Source organism: Leptospira terpstrae serovar Hualin str. LT 11-33 = ATCC 700639 (assembly GCF_000332495.1).
Lineage (GTDB): Bacteria > Spirochaetota > Leptospiria > Leptospirales > Leptospiraceae > Leptospira_A > Leptospira_A terpstrae.
The window spans coordinates 152,717-168,871 of the sequence record NZ_AOGW02000008.1 but is presented as its reverse complement, the minus strand read 5'-3'; the positions used below and the strand labels follow the sequence as shown (position 1 = coordinate 168,871).

The 16,155-nt window shown below is 36.0% G+C and carries 13 protein-coding genes; 9 read left to right on the top strand and 4 right to left on the bottom strand.

Annotated features, from left to right (window positions below; genetic code table 11):
- The first annotated feature begins 108 nt into the window (after nt 1-108).
- A complete protein-coding gene (locus tag LEP1GSC203_RS06275) occupies nt 109-1,257 on the top strand; it encodes a hypothetical protein (RefSeq protein WP_002973025.1) in 1,149 nt (382 codons plus the stop codon).
- A gap of 16 nt (nt 1,258-1,273) precedes the next feature.
- Here the strand turns inward: LEP1GSC203_RS06275 and LEP1GSC203_RS06270 are convergent, their stop codons facing one another.
- Genes LEP1GSC203_RS06270 through LEP1GSC203_RS06255 form a run of 4 tightly spaced genes read right to left on the bottom strand, consistent with a single transcriptional unit; the run spans nt 1,274 to nt 4,399 of the window.
- Nucleotides 1,274-2,497 carry an LIC_12337 family protein gene (locus tag LEP1GSC203_RS06270; protein WP_002973128.1) on the bottom strand — a complete coding sequence of 408 codons (1,224 nt, stop codon included), beginning with the start codon at nt 2,495-2,497 and terminating at the stop codon, nt 1,274-1,276.
- A 3-nt stretch (nt 2,498-2,500) separates the two neighbouring features.
- Nucleotides 2,501-2,704 carry a hypothetical protein gene (locus LEP1GSC203_RS06265; RefSeq protein ID WP_002972994.1) on the bottom strand — a complete coding sequence of 68 codons (204 nt, stop codon included), beginning with the start codon at nt 2,702-2,704 and terminating at the stop codon, nt 2,501-2,503.
- Nucleotides 2,705-2,744: 40 nt separating this feature from the next.
- Nucleotides 2,745-3,668, bottom strand: coding sequence for a DUF4384 domain-containing protein (locus tag LEP1GSC203_RS06260; protein ID WP_002973019.1), 924 nt, complete (start codon nt 3,666-3,668; stop codon nt 2,745-2,747).
- Nucleotides 3,665-4,399: a FecR family protein gene (locus LEP1GSC203_RS06255; RefSeq protein WP_198008564.1), complete on the bottom strand. Its 735-nt coding sequence runs from the start codon at nt 4,397-4,399 to the stop codon at nt 3,665-3,667. The genes LEP1GSC203_RS06260 and LEP1GSC203_RS06255 overlap by 4 nt, the downstream gene beginning before the upstream one ends.
- Before the next feature lie 155 nt (nt 4,400-4,554).
- Between LEP1GSC203_RS06255 and LEP1GSC203_RS06250 the strand changes: the two genes are divergently transcribed.
- From LEP1GSC203_RS06250 to LEP1GSC203_RS06215, 8 genes are all read left to right on the top strand, one after another.
- On the top strand, nt 4,555-6,075 hold the full coding sequence (locus tag LEP1GSC203_RS06250; RefSeq protein WP_002973066.1) for a TolC family protein: 1,521 nt from the start codon (nt 4,555-4,557) through the stop codon (nt 6,073-6,075).
- A complete protein-coding gene (locus LEP1GSC203_RS06245; RefSeq protein WP_198008563.1) occupies nt 6,062-7,426 on the top strand; it encodes an Ig-like domain-containing protein in 1,365 nt (454 codons plus the stop codon). Before LEP1GSC203_RS06250 ends, LEP1GSC203_RS06245 begins: the two co-directional genes overlap by 14 nt.
- 5 nt (nt 7,427-7,431) lie before the next feature.
- Nucleotides 7,432-7,956 (top strand): hypothetical protein, encoded by a 525-nt coding sequence (locus tag LEP1GSC203_RS06240; protein WP_002972973.1) that lies wholly within the window; start codon nt 7,432-7,434, stop codon nt 7,954-7,956.
- Nucleotides 7,953-8,462 (top strand): hypothetical protein, encoded by a 510-nt coding sequence (locus LEP1GSC203_RS06235; protein ID WP_002973077.1) that lies wholly within the window; start codon nt 7,953-7,955, stop codon nt 8,460-8,462. The genes LEP1GSC203_RS06240 and LEP1GSC203_RS06235 overlap by 4 nt, the downstream gene beginning before the upstream one ends.
- Nucleotides 8,459-9,091, top strand: a complete 633-nt coding sequence (locus LEP1GSC203_RS06230) for a hypothetical protein (RefSeq protein ID WP_002973001.1) — start codon at nt 8,459-8,461, stop codon at nt 9,089-9,091. The genes LEP1GSC203_RS06235 and LEP1GSC203_RS06230 overlap by 4 nt, the downstream gene beginning before the upstream one ends.
- A 167-nt stretch (nt 9,092-9,258) precedes the next feature.
- On the top strand, nt 9,259-10,488 hold the full coding sequence (locus LEP1GSC203_RS06225; protein WP_232225811.1) for an efflux RND transporter periplasmic adaptor subunit: 1,230 nt from the start codon (nt 9,259-9,261) through the stop codon (nt 10,486-10,488).
- Nucleotides 10,485-13,469 (top strand): efflux RND transporter permease subunit, encoded by a 2,985-nt coding sequence (locus LEP1GSC203_RS06220; RefSeq protein WP_002972979.1) that lies wholly within the window; start codon nt 10,485-10,487, stop codon nt 13,467-13,469. Before LEP1GSC203_RS06225 ends, LEP1GSC203_RS06220 begins: the two co-directional genes overlap by 4 nt.
- A complete protein-coding gene (locus LEP1GSC203_RS06215; RefSeq protein ID WP_002973117.1) occupies nt 13,466-16,144 on the top strand; it encodes an efflux RND transporter permease subunit in 2,679 nt (892 codons plus the stop codon). The genes LEP1GSC203_RS06220 and LEP1GSC203_RS06215 overlap by 4 nt, the downstream gene beginning before the upstream one ends.
- Nucleotides 16,145-16,155 lie beyond the last annotated feature (11 nt).

Genomic DNA, 16,155 nt, shown 5'->3' with positions numbered 1-16,155 from the left:
AGGAAAAACCTGCCTTGTTTGTCAAAGCAGAATTGAATTCTTGTTTTTGTATCCATTTTGTAACAAAACTGGAATCAAAAGGTAAAGAAAGTTCTGTAGAGTTTTCTTATGCTTTTCAATGTTTCCGGGCCCATTGTTGACACAGACAGGCAAACGGCTCTACGTCCTTCTTTATGGAAGTATCGGTATGTGCTTGTTTTCCTCTCTTTGCTCGGAATTCTCTGTTTTTATCAGCTAGCAGTTGTCATACTTTTAAGGAAGTCGATAAATTTATCAACCTCTCCTTTCCAAGGAACAAATCTTGTAAATCCATACCAAAATTGGAATGGAGAAGGTCAGGAAAAGATCTCCTTACATGCACATTCCGACGAGGTTTGGTTTACGCCGGAAAGGCATACAGTGGCCGAAATCCAATCGGAATACAAAAGAGAAGGTTTTTCCAATATAGCAATTACCGATTATGGTCAAATTTCAGAAACAGAGAATCCAAATTACATTCGTGGATTGGAATGGGGACAAAATTTAAAAAAACGCCATTTACTTGCGATTGGAATCAAAAAGTCCTTTTATGATTATTTCCCAGTGTATGCAACTCGAGAAAATTTAAACTGGGTGATGGATCGTATGAAAAAGTTAGGTGGATATGTAATCATTCCCCATCCCAAACTATTTGATTCATTTTCAAGGGAAGAAATGAATTCTTTGGGTGGTTTTCAAGCAGTAGAAGTGTATTCTCCATTTGGTGATGATCCAAAAATTTTGGACACTTTACTCAGCCAAGGAAGGAATGTCCATTGTATGGCAAGTGATGACCTACATTATTTTCCAGAAACTTCAATTAAAAGTTTTAACCAGCCATTTTGGAAAGATATGATTCAAACTTTGGGTAACCAAAGAGGTCGTAAGGGAGAGAGTTTTCTTCGTTACATTGTGACTGCAGAAGGTGTAAAGGATCAGAATTCTGTATTATCTTCTTTAGAGTCTGGCTCTTTTTATTGTGTTAAAAAATTCTTTTCTGGAGCCGAAGATCCGAAGGTTCCAAAGATTCAGGTGACAAAGAATCATTCCATCCAACTGAATTCAAAAGAACGCTATTTAGAAATTCGTTTTATTGGACAAAAGGGTGAAGTTTTGCAAATTGATCCAGATACCAACCACGCAGAATATGTTTTTAAGGAAAACGATTCTTATGTGCGATTGGAGATGATCGGCTTAACTGGATCGATTCTCTCCAATGCTATTTATAGAAACAATTAGTAAAATTCACCTAACCTTATTTGAAGGTTAGGTTTTGGTCAGAACCATCAAAGGCATCTAAAAAAGCTTTGGAAGTGGTTTCATATTGTTTTACCGTTCCAAGTCCCGCTTGTCCTGCAATGCTTGCTCCAAATGCTACATAGGTTCTATTGAAAGCTTCATCTACAGACATAAAGTCAGCACCACCTACGGTGGGACTTGGATAGTCTGCTGGAATTTGGGCCGCTAAGAGTTGGTCCGTTACATACCCGTTGATATTAAAGATTCCATAAGACAAACGAACATTAGGAGCCGAAGGTGATTCCGGAATGGCACAGATGGTTTCCGGTCTTGCCGTACTCATGGTAAAGGTGGCTTTAGCTGTTGTTTGGAAAGGAGAGTCAAACTTTTGCATATACGCAAGTGCATAGTAAATTTGATCACTAGCACCAGTTCCTTGCACTGTATTGCACACTGTTTTTAAATTGTCTAACGCCGCCGTACCTGTTGGGTTTACGGCTTTGAGTTTAGTGAAGGTCAAACGAACCACGGAACGAAAACATAGTTGTCTTCCTGAATCTACTTCCGTTAAAACCACACGACCATGTTTACTGATCCAACTTGAATTTTCGGGACCGTTTCTCCAAGTATAAGTTTGAAATTTTGTTCCGTAGATGGAATCATTTCCCGTGTAACTTTCTGTGATAACATCTCCCACATTTGCAAAAGCAGGGTTTCCAAAATCAACCAAACGATAATAAACTAAAGCACCATCATTTCCTAAAGTAGTTTCTGGATCATCGAAAAACAACTGTAAGGAGGGAATCGAAGCACCTGTTTTTTTGATCTCAAAAAAATGGTTAAAAGTTTTTGTTCCTGTGTAGGCCGTGGAACTAATCCCTGCCGTAGGTGTGCTGATTTTGATGGTAAGTGTTGCAGAACCAAATCCATTCAAATTGACATTACTAAGGACATCATTTCTTGGTGCAGAGTTATTGAAGTATCCCGCATTTTTTAAAGCAAGGATGAGAGAGTCAATGATCCCTGAATTGCCCCTGGCCCAAGTCGCAGACTGGCGGACAAATCCCCAGTTGTCCGCACTTGTGGCAGACCAAAGTTTTTCTGAACCAATTCCAAACTGTATGGCTTCGCTAAAGAGACTAGTGAGTCGGATTTCCTGATCCAAACGCGCAAGTTTGTGGAAGTCCGATACTTGGAAACTCATACCCAAAAAGATAAATGTATAGAGGACCTTTTTCATAACTTACTCCGCAATTCCTTTGGGAATACAAATTGTGAAACCTGACTTGGGTCCAGAACAACCAGCCGATTGGTTGTAGGCCCAAAGTGAGAGTAAGAGGGCATTTAGCACATTCTCATCTTTTTTATCCTCTTTTTGAAAGAACGAACAAGCGACGAGAGTACTGAGTCCGAAAAGGGCAATGGTTTTAAGGATAGAGGGTCTCATACCTTTTATAACAAAAGGTATGAGGTGAATTTGCAAGAAATTATCGAGAAAGGATTTGGTATTCCCACTCCATTACTGGACTTTGTTCAATGGATGCAGTGAGTGTGTTGGGAACAACCGTCATAGACCTAGCAGTGGTTTTAGTTCCAGTGACTGCTGGAGGAAGGAGTCTATAAAACGAATCTTCCTTTTTTCCTCGGAGTTGAAATTCTTTCCATTCTTCGCGAGAAGCAAAGGCACGAATTCGGTCTTTGGAGGGAACGGAAGAAGCTTTGAATGAAATTCGTTTATCAGGAATTGTCACTCTGTCTCCTTTGCGTACAAAATTGTCATTTTGGATTTGGTTCGGGAAAAGAAGGATGGGTTCGCCTTTTTGATTTTCTGGGACAAGTACTACATAAACATAATTGTCTTCAGCAGATTCAATTTCAAATCGAATGGGCTCACCTGCCACATAGGTAGGTTTTAAGGAATTGATTTTGAGTTGGGCATTGGATCCAGATCCCGTTTCAGAAAGAGCTAAGTAGATATTCTTTTTATCCAAAAATCCGAGGAAGTCAGAAACTAGCGTTTTAGAAAGACTATCAGGTAAAGAGTTTCTGTACTCTAACTTTCGGTGTAAGACATCCACAAAAGAAATCACGGCTTGTCCGTCTTCAGTTGAGATGAGGACAAGTTTGTCTGTGTCTGTGTATCGCTTGATGTTTGCTACTGTTTCTAGTGTTGGATTTCCTTCTTTGTCAAATTCCCAATTTCCAGACTCGGATTCTTTTAAAGGAAGGGATATCGTTCCCCTGGATGTGGACTGGATTTGTTCTTTGATAAAATCACGTAAAACAATCCCTTCTTCAGTGGCAGGAACTGCTTCCACAGCAATTTTATACACAGGGAGTCTTCCGATTTTGTCAGAAGAAAAGATCGAAAGAGAAATGAGAGCAGATAGAATTAGAAAACGTTTCATCATTCGTCTATCCTGCCTTGGCCTTTGTAATCATTCATAAGTTGGTCGTTCTTTTCGTATTGTTCTTTGATACGTTGGTAATTCTCTTCTTTGATGGCTTTGAATTCTTCAAAAATACGCATTTTGTCTTTTACGAATTCATCTAAAATTTGTTTCTTTAGCTCTTTACCGGAAAGTACTACTTCTTCGTTTTCCTTAACGAGAGTTTGTTTTCCTTTTTTATCGGGACTTACAGCAACAGTTCCTTCATTGACGTAGACTCCGGTCGCAACATTGCTTAGGTCTTCATCCACCCCACCAGTATCCGGGGCTGCTGCTAAAAATTCTGTTCCTCGAACTCCAGCCACAAAACTAGGATTGACTACGCTCAGTTGGTTTTCGTTTGGAACTCCAGTTTGCGGTTTGTGGGCTTTTACAAATAACTTCCCCCCCACAAGTTTCAAAGTGGTGGATTTCGATTTTGGGTTGAGGAGGTCTTCGATTTGGATAGAAGAATATTTGGCCAAACGAATGGTAGATTGGGTAGCCAATTGGATTTCGCAAGTTCCATCTTCTGTAGTGATGGTATCACCCTTTTTTAGGATACTTCCTAATTTTACAGGTTCCTTGGCCTTTTTGAACCGTGGTCCCGAAAGGTAGTTTTTTCCTTGGTTGAAACTAATAATTCCTACCTCCTCTGCTAAAACGGCGGAGGTTACAAAAAGAAACAAAATGGACACAAGGAATCGGATCATGCCACTTTTATAAAGGAACTTTCTTCTCTTACAAGTAAAAAAAACTAAAAAAAAAATCAAAAAATCTCCTATAAAAAGGGAAAACGAGAACCAGCGAGCGAATTTATCACCTATCGTCTGATATGTGGTATTGGGTTTGGATTTTCTGTTTTTGTATGGTTTGTAATTCTCTTCCATTACAGGCGGAAGGGAAATTGTTATGGGAAGACTGTGTTTGGATAGGAATGGAACGAAATGGGAATTTGGGTTTGGAACAGGTTCGTTCCGAAATCTATCCTATTCTTACCCGGGATAAATGGAAACAATATCTCCCTAAATTAGGGATCCATTACTTTGGTATCTTTTCAAAAAACCAGGAACAAATCGATCAGGAATACCGAGATGTTCGATTGCAAATCCAACAACTTCTTTATGATGGCGGTGAAACCGAGAGGGAAAAACAAAAACTAGAAGTAAGGCGACTCATTCATTCGGAAGAGAAAAAACTTCTCAGAGAAAAAGTATTCAAATCTATATCCATAGCCTATTTAAATTTTAATAAACGTCAGTTAGTCGACTCAATCTATTTACTTCGGTCGGAACGTTATCATTTAGAAAAATCAAAACAAGAAAAAGAATCTAGTTTAGGCCTTTCTCCCCAAGGAGAATGGGACAAACGAAAAGTCTGGGAAGTCGAATTCCAGTCCAAGTGGATCCATTCTACGGCGGCTAAAAAAATCTCCCTTTTGGAATTACAACAATCAATGTCTTTGGATCCCAATATGAATCTATCCTTAGAAGGAGGCATTATAGAACGGATCCGACTATTTGATCCGAACAAACTTAAGGCCACACCTGATGAAAACCATCCATTACGAAAAAAAACAAGGTTACAAATCGAATTGGCAGAACTGGACGAAGAGAGTTTGGAAAATGATTGGAAACCAAAACTTGTATTAGGTGGATATGTAGGAAAAAATGGCAACGCAGGTTTCCCTTTACAGAATGAGATCTACGGAGTTAGTGTAGGGGTCCAAGCAAATTTGGGTGGAACCAATTTTCAGTCAAATACACAAAATGGAATGCAATCCGAGGGGAATGGAATCCAAAGAATCCCAGGTTATGGACCACAACCTGTAGGACCTGGAGAAAATTCCTTTCAAAGTGGATCGATAGGACTTTTCGATGATTTAGGTCGTAATAAAAAAATATTCGATTCAAAAATGAGTTTGTTACAAGCTAAAACGGAATGGAAACAAACTGAGATTAGTTTCTCAAATCAAATTCAAACATTAGAAATTAAGTTAGTTGAATTGTATAAAAAGTACAATTTGTACTTAGAGAATACAAAATCTAATTTCTACCAACATAAACTAAAAAGAGAAGAAAAAGTCCAAGGCCTCATATCTGAATTAGATTATTTAAAATCGGAAGAAGAGGTATTTGTTGGTTTGGAAATTCTATTAGACCATTACTTTCAATATATTTCTACGGCCTTGGACCTCGTTTTATTATTGGGAGAAAACCCATTTGAAAATCGTTACTACCGATTAGAATCTAAAATAAACCAAAGTGAACTAACGAGGATTCTGGAAGATTGGAAACAGGAACAATCTTTTGGAATTAAAAAAATTAACGAACCAAAATTTAGAAAACAATACCCATTTTTTATGGAGGATTCGTATGAAACTCGTTAGATGGAATTGTATATTCTTACTTATCGTTCTATTATTTCAATGCAATTCAAAATTAGGTTCTTTGGAAGATTGGATGGGAGTTTTGAGTGGTGGAGATTCTCCTCGGGTTCTAATGTTGAGTCCAACTTCTGATTCCACAAACGTAGATCCAAAGACAAATATATCTTTTGCCTTTAGCCATCCTATGTCCATCCAGTCTTGTGTTACTGCTTTTTCATTGGAACCACCAGTCAGAGGAAGTTTTGAAACCTCAGAGATCACTTTAAAATTTTCACCCAAAGAAGAACTACCTTCAGGTGGTTATATCGTTCGTCTCACAAAACAATGCGAAGGCAAAGATGGAAAAGATTTAGATCGGGTTTATAACATTCCCTTTCGGGTAGGAGATAAGGAAAATCCTTCTCCCCCAGACCTAACATCTGTTTTTGTTTTGACGGGAACAGAAGAAGAATGTTTGGCCGGAGGAATTCCTGTCGGCATACATTTAAGCGATGTTTCTTCTGCCTGTTCTGGTGTTCCAGGCCCCCCTCCCATCCAAGTCCAATTTACCAAACCTATGAACCAAACCGAAGTGGGACTTGGGTTACGTATCGAACCAAGTATTTCCTACCGTTTGGAATGGGAAAGCCCAACTCAATTCACAATTTTACTAGATACCGTTTTGTTGCCTGAAACAAGATACCACATTCAATTCCCCGCAGGTTTACACTCTTTGGATGGAGAGGAACTAACAGAGACAATTCGCTTAGGTTTTTTGGTGGGTAGGGATGGAAATGACCCGGAGGTGATTGGATTTGGATTAGAATCACAAAATTGTGGGTTGGGAATTCAGGAATTAGGTTCTATTGCCGGTTCTCGTTGGGATTCCCTAACTTGTTTTTGGAGTCGAGGGTTGCCCATTTTAAGTCCTAATTTTTACCAGTTTCGTGGTGGAGACGATGGCACTGGTGGGTCTTTAAGTTCACAAGCTTGTGCCGATGTGAATACAGATAATTTTCGAATTATGTTTAACCAATATATGGATACTTCTTCTGTGATTGGTGCAACAAGACTTTCAAAAATTTCTCCACCTTCAACAAACATTCGTTTGTCGACTTGGGTATGGAGCCATTGTCAAACTGTTTTACCATTTGGCTGTCGAGAACTAACCTATTCTTTTGCGGAAAGTGAGGCTAGTTGTAACGGTAGTTTGTTTGGGAATATTTCTACTGGAGGGGATTTTAACCTTTCCGCTTCAGCAACTGCTCCGAGTTTTTATCCATTTTATGAATTTCGATTGGATGCAGAGGCAAAATCAAGTTCGGGCAAAAAAATGAAATCAGCATTTGTCATTCAGGTGGAAGCAAAATGAAGTGTATGTTGTTTCTTGTCTTTCTTTTCTTACTATCTTGTGTCGATAGTTCACGAACCGTAAAAACAAAGTCCTTCAAAGTTCCGATAGGATCGAAGTTACTTTTTGTAACTAAAACCGCGCGGATATTTAATGAAAGTTATACGCAAGAAAATGAAATTAGTCTGAACATTTTGGAAGCATTGGAAGAGGTTGGTTATTCTGTTGTTTTGAATGATGGGGTTTGGGAGGAAAACGCTTTTCCTGTTCCAGAGGATCATTTAGATCAATTCCATAAAACACTGAAAAACCAATCCTTCGAAGATCGATCAAGGATTCAAATTTGGAAAGAACGAGCCGAAAGGATAGGAGCAGCTCAAGTTTTACTTTTGCGGTTTTGTTTTCCCTCCGAACCAAATGAGGTTCACATCCGAATGTTATGGATTAATTTTTCTAATAATGAGGTCAAACGGTTCGATTGGATTTGGAATCAAAAGGTTTCGTTTTCATTAGATGATATTTTCCAACAAACGGATTGGAGGAGATTATGAATCAAAAGTGTATTGTTTTTTGTTTGTTATTTTTTCCGTTTTTACATTGTTCACGGTCTAACCCTACCCATGCAAATGATTTCAAAATCCTATCCGATGCTTTTCATGCGGGTCATTTGACCGTTGTTAGGTCTAGGCTAGTGGAAATTAAAAATGATAGAGATTTAACAAAGGAAGAAGTGGCACTCTATGCAAAAACTTTGTTTTATTTGGGAGAATGGAAGGAGTTCTTTGCACATTGGGCTGGAGTTTCCCATAAAACACCAGAATTGATTTTGTTGTATTTTAAGGCTGTGTTTGTATCATCATTGCCGGTCATCGTATCGGCAGAAGATGAATCAAAACTAATCGAACTTTTGTCGGTATCTCCAGAAGCTTGTTTGTTATATTTAAAATTGAATCAAAGTAAATGGCAAGGTAAACAAAGAAAACTTTTTTTGGCCCAGTGGAAACAATTCCAAACCCAAGTAGATAGACTACAAAAACAATTGGGAGAAATCAAATGATTGGTTCTGTCTGGATGCATTGGTTCCAAGCAAACATTCGAAAAATGGGGAGATTGGGAAAAGTAAAGGTAATCAATTTTTATCATTCTCCTTTTTTTTATCTACTGCTTTACCTTTTCCTCTATGGGTTCCACTGTTTTTGGAATTGGGAAGAATGTATAAAGATCAATCGAAATTTGGAAGTGAACGCGGCCAACTCAGGCAAAGAACTTTCTATTTGGAGTTTGTATCCGTTTCAGATATTTAGTGTCCTTTTTGTCGCAGTTTTTTATTTTATTGTTTCATTCAGTATCAATTTTTTATTCGCAAAAGGAATCAGAACTAAACTTACCTATAGTAGTAATCTGAAAAGTTTCCTTAAAAAACTCACACAACAATTCTTTTTCTTTGTATGCCTATTGTTTATAGGAAACCAGTTCTTAGGCTTATTTTTAGATACAAAGTTTTATTCTTTCTTGGTTGTGATGTTTTGGACAGGTTTGTTTTTAGTTTTTCTGATAAAAAATGGCGAATTGTACAATCGTTTGTTTGTTTCAGAAGACCGCTTTATTCTATTTCTTTCCCATAGTTTGGGTTATTTGAATCCTATCTTATTTGTTTTCTTTGTTCTAGCATTGGCAAATGTATGAATTCAAATCAGTGGTCCATAATAAAAATTTGGATTCGTAAGATCATGATATTGGGAGTTTTATACGTTTCCTCCTCATTTCTTTATAATTACTTATCTACAGTGGGGATGCGTGGTCGATTTCCCTTATTGGCTACAGTTCTGTATTTCCCTGAATCCTGGGGAAAAATGAATGAAATTTCCGCGATGGAATCGCCAAAACAAAGTTTGGTGTATAAAAAACCACGTGTATTGGAAGAAAACAAAGTTTTAGAATTTCCTTCGGTTGTAGAGCCTACAAAAGAAATTCAACTACATAGCAAACAAAATGGAAGGATTCGAAAGATTTTTGTTGAAGAAGGAAGTTATGTAAAAGAAGGCCAAATTCTATTGGAGATGGATGATGAATTGATACGATTAGAGGGGGAGCGGTTACGTCTTTCTTCAGAAATAGCTGGATCCCAAGTATCGATTGCTTTGGAAAAATGGAAAACTGCAGAGAAACAAATTGATATCAAACTGAGAGAAATTGATAAAAAAACGGAATGGATTGATTTAGCCGAAAAAGAATGGTCTCTAAGTAAAGACTTAAAAGAGAAGAAAATTTTACTTTGGAAACAAGGGTTTGTTTCCTTAACCGAAATAGAAAAACTAAAACAAGACGAGGAATCCAAACAAACTCAATATAAAAATTTAATTAGAGATAGAGAAAATTTATTATCGGGAATCAATTTAGATTTAGGTTCAGAGAACCTTAATTTTGAAGAGAAACTAAAATTTTGGAGGGAAAAAAATACATCTTTAGAAAAATCTGAATACGAATTAAGTCAGTCTCATCAAAAAATTATAAAAAGTCAAATTAAGTCTAACGATCAATTGTTAGCTGAAGCTCGATTGAGAGCTCCGAAACCTGGTAAAATATTAAAAATCCATACCAAGGAAGGGGAACTAACAAACCAAATGCCGGTTATGGTTCTCATAGAAAAAGGTGAACTTTCCGCTGGATTTCAAATTGCTGAATCGGATCTTATCTATCTTTCCCCTGGTAAGTCAGTTATATTTATTCCCTCAGGGAAAAATTCTTCAGCTATCAAAGGTAAGGTGGATCGAATTGGCGGATTTTTAGACTCTAGATCTCATAGTATCGGAATCAAAGTCAAATTGGAATTGAAACAAAATATGATTTTGCCTGGCATGTTCGGACTCATTCAGGTGAAACTTCCTGAAATTACAGAGAAGGTTCTCATTCCTTCCTCTTCTCTTCATGGCGATGAGGCCAGTGGCTTCTATGTGAATGTAAAAAGTGTTGGTGGTATTGAAAAAAGATTCATTCAATTCAAACCATATTTGTTAAACGAATTAGAAATATTGTCCGGATTATCAGCTGATGAAATAGTAGAATCTAGTTTGTCATTATGAGCATAAGGAGCTATATTCACTCTTTATTCCAACACAAACAATTGTATTGGGTAATTTGTATTTTATTATTTATTGCAGTTTTGTTTCGAATTTCTGAGTTAGAAATTTGGTTGTTACCGAAATTAACCCCTGCAAGTTATTTTATACTCACAGAATATCCTAATCATTCTGCGGAAGATACGGATTTACTCGTAAGTTTGCCAATTTCAGAAATGGTATCTTCGGTAAAATCTGTCGAACGTATACGGACAATGTCGGAACATGGAAAGTCAATTGTCCAAATCAATTTGCAATTTGGTGCCTCTGTTTCTGAATTTAAAGATGAGCTGTATCAAACAATTTTGGAAATGAAAGATAAATTGCCGTTAGGTGTCGGGAATTCGTGCTTGTTGCAAGGAGAGGTTAGTGAAACACCTTTTCTGGAAATTCTCATTCCAAAAACGAAATTCGGAAATGCTGAAAATTTCAATTTTTATCTACAACAATTGTTTTTCCAATTAGAACGTATTTCTGGTGTTACAGAAGTGAAGAGAGTGGCTGAACCTAAAAATTCCACCTTCATTTCTCTTGATTCCCAAGTTTTAGATTTGTTTCCTATCAACATTCGAGATTTAGAACACCAGATACAAGTAGCCATGCGCGGTGGTTCGCTTGGTTCCTTGGAAGGTTACACTAAAAATACCGAATTAAAATTTGCGCCAGAAATCCGCTCCAGTCTTAATCTTAACCAATTTCCTATCCATTTAGGAAATGGAAACTCGGTTAGTTTAGGAAGATTAGCTAAAATCTATCAATCCCAATTGCCAAGTGAAAGAATAACGCGAATTAATGGAATGAGTACTGTTTATATAGCAGTTTTTACTGACCCTTCCGCAAACCCATTGAAGTTATCTTCAGAAATTAAAGAAAAGTTAAAACAATTTGAAAATGAATTGCCTTCCAATATTTTTTATAATGGATCCGATGAACTAGAAAATCAATTAGTTCAATTTGGATTTAATGTAATTTGGGGATTGTTTTTTGCCTTTTTGTTTTCTTATTTTCTTTATCGAAGTTGGACACCAGCCTTAATTTTGTTTGTTTCTGTTTTGTTTTCTCTGATTCTTTTTTTTCACCTACTATTATTATTCTCTATTTCTATCAACTTACTAAGTTTAGGTGGAATTTCTGTTGGAATAGGAATGTTATTTGATGCAAGTAACCTTTCAGTTTTTTCTATTCGTAAACAATTGTTGAATGATGTTTCTGCAGTTGAAGCAGTTATCGAAGGGTTGCGGTCTGTCCTTGTATCTCTTTTTTCTTCTTCCTTAACTACCATTGTTGTTTTTGTTCCGCTATTAGTATATCCGATGGAGTGGAAAGACTTCTTTTTTGATTCAGGGGTGTGCATTGCTCTATTGGTTTTCTGTTCTTTGGTTTCTTCTGTTTTCATTGTTCCATTAATTTCTATTTCTTTTTCTGATTTTTTGAAACCAAGTGGCTATAATACAAACTCAGAAAATCTAATTTTGGAATTTTACGAAAGAACTTATGTGTTTTTTAAATTTTGGAATTACAAAGCGGTTGTGATTCTTTTGGTTTTATTTTTGAGTTTCATTATCTTTTCAATTGGTCCAAAATTTGAAATTTTCCCCAAACAGAAACCTGTTGGTGTCCGGTTGGAAATGATTCCGATGCAACCCATTCGTTTGGAGGATGAACTTGCCTTTGTTTTAGATTTGGAAAGCAAAATCAAAAGATATGATTCTAACCTTTCTGTTTTAGTAGTTCCTCTGGATGTTAAAAATACCCAAAGTGAAAATCCTCAAATAGGGATTCCCATTCAATGGAAACTGCTTAGGGTAAGTGACCATGAAAAATTAAAAACTTTTATTTCTGATAATCTTTCCAAAACGAATTGGGATTTGAAATTTGAATCTATAGAATCTCAAGTTGCGAGTACCCTTCCTTTGGTTTCTGTAGATTCTCTTCTTTTTTTTCATGATAGTTGGGAAGAGTTAAAGAGGATTGCAAAAGAATTTGAGATTAAATCCAAAACTCTTGGATTTGCTGGTAAGTTTGATTTTTTACCAAAACAAATTATTTTGGAGGAATGGGACCGGAACCAAGTTCCTGTTCCAGATTTCATCCCTAATGAAGAAGATTTAAAGTTAAAGTTTTTATACCATCAGATTCCAAAGTATTTGGGTACAGTCGGTGAAACATCAAAAAATAATTTATATCTTGGTTTGGATTCTTTTGGTTCTGATTCTTGGAATTGGAAAGATCTTTCTAGTTTAAGTTTTAAAACAAAAACCAATGAATCTACTTACATCAGCTCTTTGTATCAATCTAGGAAGAAAGAAAGTTATAATCAATTTCGAAGAGATTCTGGGCTTTTTTACATGGAATGGATTGGGGAGTATGCAGATTCAGATCCAAGATTGGTGCTCCCGAGTGGGCCTTTTTCTATTCTTAAGGTATCGGCAAAAGATCAGATACAAAAGTTTTATTTAATACTGGTTGTTTTATTACTGATTTCATTTGTTTTTATCTACTTGGCTCTTGTTGGAATTTATGAGTCTTTTGAAATTCCTTTTTTTTATCTTAGCATTTCTTTTTTATATCTGGCGTTTACAACGACCTTCGTATTTATTCTTTTTCAGGAATTTCATCTTGGACATTATTTAGGTCTTATCGTTTTACTTGGATTATCCATTGATAGTATTTCTTTATTTGGCGAAAGGTGGAGAGAAATACCAGCGGAGACCATTGGCTTTAAAAGAAGAGAATTAGTATTTCGTTGGTTGGTTTGGCCTATTTTATTAAACTCAGGTACTACAATGATGGGATTAATTCCAGTCATTGTTTTTGGAAACCAGAACTCTGAATTTTCAAAAGCAATTGCCTTGACAATGTTTATTGGGATTCTGATTTCCATCGTCTTTGTTTTCTATATTTATCCAACTTTGTTTTATAGATTTAGCGGTAAATCTCAATGAATCGGCGATGGGTTTGGCAATTCCGTTACCGAATTTTTTCGTTTGTATTGTTTTTAACGTTACTTTCCCTATTTTCCTTGAATAACGTTTTGTTAGGTGAAGACCATGTACCTGAAAAAATGGTAACAATACAAATCACACACCAATGGCCCGATAAAACTGCCTCACAAGTTGAAGAGGAGATAACAAAGCCTTGGGAACAAATATTGAAACCTATCTCTGGTTATAAACAAATTGATTCGATCTCCGAACAAGGTAATGCGCAATTAAATCTAGAGTTAGAAAAAGGGATAAAGAGTCAGGAGGTCGTCCAATCCATTCGAAATGAATTTCTTTTGCAGAGGCATAGGTTCCCTCAAGATTCTTTTTCCCCTCGGATTCGTTCTGATGAAGTAGAAGATCATTACATTCTCATTTTGCAAAAGATAAAAAAAAGCTCTGATAGAAATAGGAAATTATTGGAACAGAAGATACGAAACATAAAGGGAGTATCTTCATTTGTCCATTATGGAGAAGCCGAAGAGGAGGTGTTATTAAAAGTTCGTCCTGAATTGATTTTGGGTTTTGAATTTCCTTCGCTAGCAACTATCTATTCTGCAATTCGAAAACATAACTTTGGATTTAGTTTTGACAAGTTAAATGCTCTATGGTTTCAAAAAGATTTCCCCACAGATCCGAGTGGATGGTCCAATCTCGGAATCCCTTCTTCTTTTGGTGAAGGACTCCATGTTTCTTCTATTGGATCTGTTTCTTTGAAAAAACGACATTTACATCAAGGAACAAGGATTAACGGATTAAGTTCGGAAACGATTGTAATTAAGGCTGGAAATGCTGCTTCTTTATACCACATAACTAACGAATTAAAATCAATTGTATCGGATACTAAGGATTGGATTTTAGTTTATAATAGTCAGGAAGATTTTTTTGAAGATTTGTTTCGATATTTGATACTTTTCTTTTTTTTAGAGGTAATTTTCATATTATCTCCAACTTTCTTTGGAAAGAAAACCAATGAAATAGGAATAGATTTTCTTTCTTTTTATATAGCTTTTTTCATTTTTTTGGGTGTATGTAGTTTGTCCGCTTACCCTATAGGTAGGTCGATTTTGTTTTCCTCTATCCTCTGGAAATATTTTTTGGTTTTTTTCCCAACTAGAAGGGTTGGGAAATGGATCGCCCATATTTTTGTTTCGTTATCTATTTTGTGGATATTTATTTTTTTGCATTGGTTTCCTCAATCTTTTGGAATCAGTTTTTTGATTCATATTTATTTTTTACTTTCAATTTCATTCTTTAAAATTCTTTTCCAAACTTTACTCTCTCAGTGGATTTTGAATTTTCGTATTCCATTTTTTAAAGGATTCTTTTATCAGTCGCAACAATCAATAGAGCCGAGAAAAAATCCAGGCAAACCAATCATTCGATTTTTGATTTCTTTAGCATTGATTGTGGGAATGATTTTGTCCTTGGTATCAAGTTTTTCATTCTATTCGTCACAACCTTTCTATGGAACCATTCAAATGGGAAGATTGGAATTTCCTACATTCATTCCCGAACAAGAATCCAGTCGGATCACAAAACAAGTAGAAGATACAATTTTGCAACGAAAATTGACAGATTTATTAGTAGTGAAACAAAACCTTTCGAGTGCAACATTTTACTATCGTTTGAATGAATTAGGTTTGAAATCCGGGATAAAAGATCTTCCAACAGAATCAGGATACTTTCATATATTGGGAGAGTCAGATACTAATTCGAATCGAATTCTTCGTTTTTCCAATGCAAATCCCAATGATTTAGAAAAAACAGTTCTAGGTTTGGTTCCATGGTTACGAACAATTCCGGAAGTAGAAGAAGTTGTTTTATGTTTCCAGCCTGCTACGGAAGGACTAGAGATTCATGCACAAACTGAATTTCGCAATTTAGCCAGTTTTAATTCGGAAGATTCTTTTCGCGAAAGATCAATGGAATTACAGTCAGCAATTGTAGGTAAAATGCTTTTGAATAATAAACTAACGGATGTTCGCCTATTTGTTGAGCAAGACAAACAACCGGATCGTTATCCAATGAGGCCAACGAAAATGACTTCAGGGGTACCAATATTCAGTAATACATTTTTGGATTACAAAAATGTCAAAACCCCTGGTAGAATTTATCATAAAAATGGTGAAACAAGTTTGGAAATTATGGTTAAAGGTAAAGTAATCCAATGGAAGGAATTAAAATTTAAAATTCAGCATTTTTTAAGTAAGGATGCAGTCAAACTTTCCGAAATAAGTCCTCCTAGAGATTTAAGTGATAGGTATCAGCCTTTCTTTTTGATTTTACTGATTGGTTTGTTTTTATATAGGAAAAAAGATAAGTGGCTTTGGTTTGTCCAATGGATTTGTTTTCTGTTTCTTTGGAAGTTACATCTTTCTTTTTTTGGTAATGACTACTTTCTTTTCGGAAACGTGGCAATCTTTTTGTTGTTTTTGATCTTATGGTTCCCTCGTCATTGTTTGGAATTTAATTATCAAATTCCGTTGGTTATTTTATTGGTATTATCTTATTTACTTCCGGGTGAAGGAGGTAGATTTTTTATGGGAGGTTTTTTATTGGTACTTTGTTTTCTGTATTTCCATTCTAAAATAATTCAAAAATGGAAAAATTTTAAAACCAAATTTAACTTTTGAAACCTAAGAGA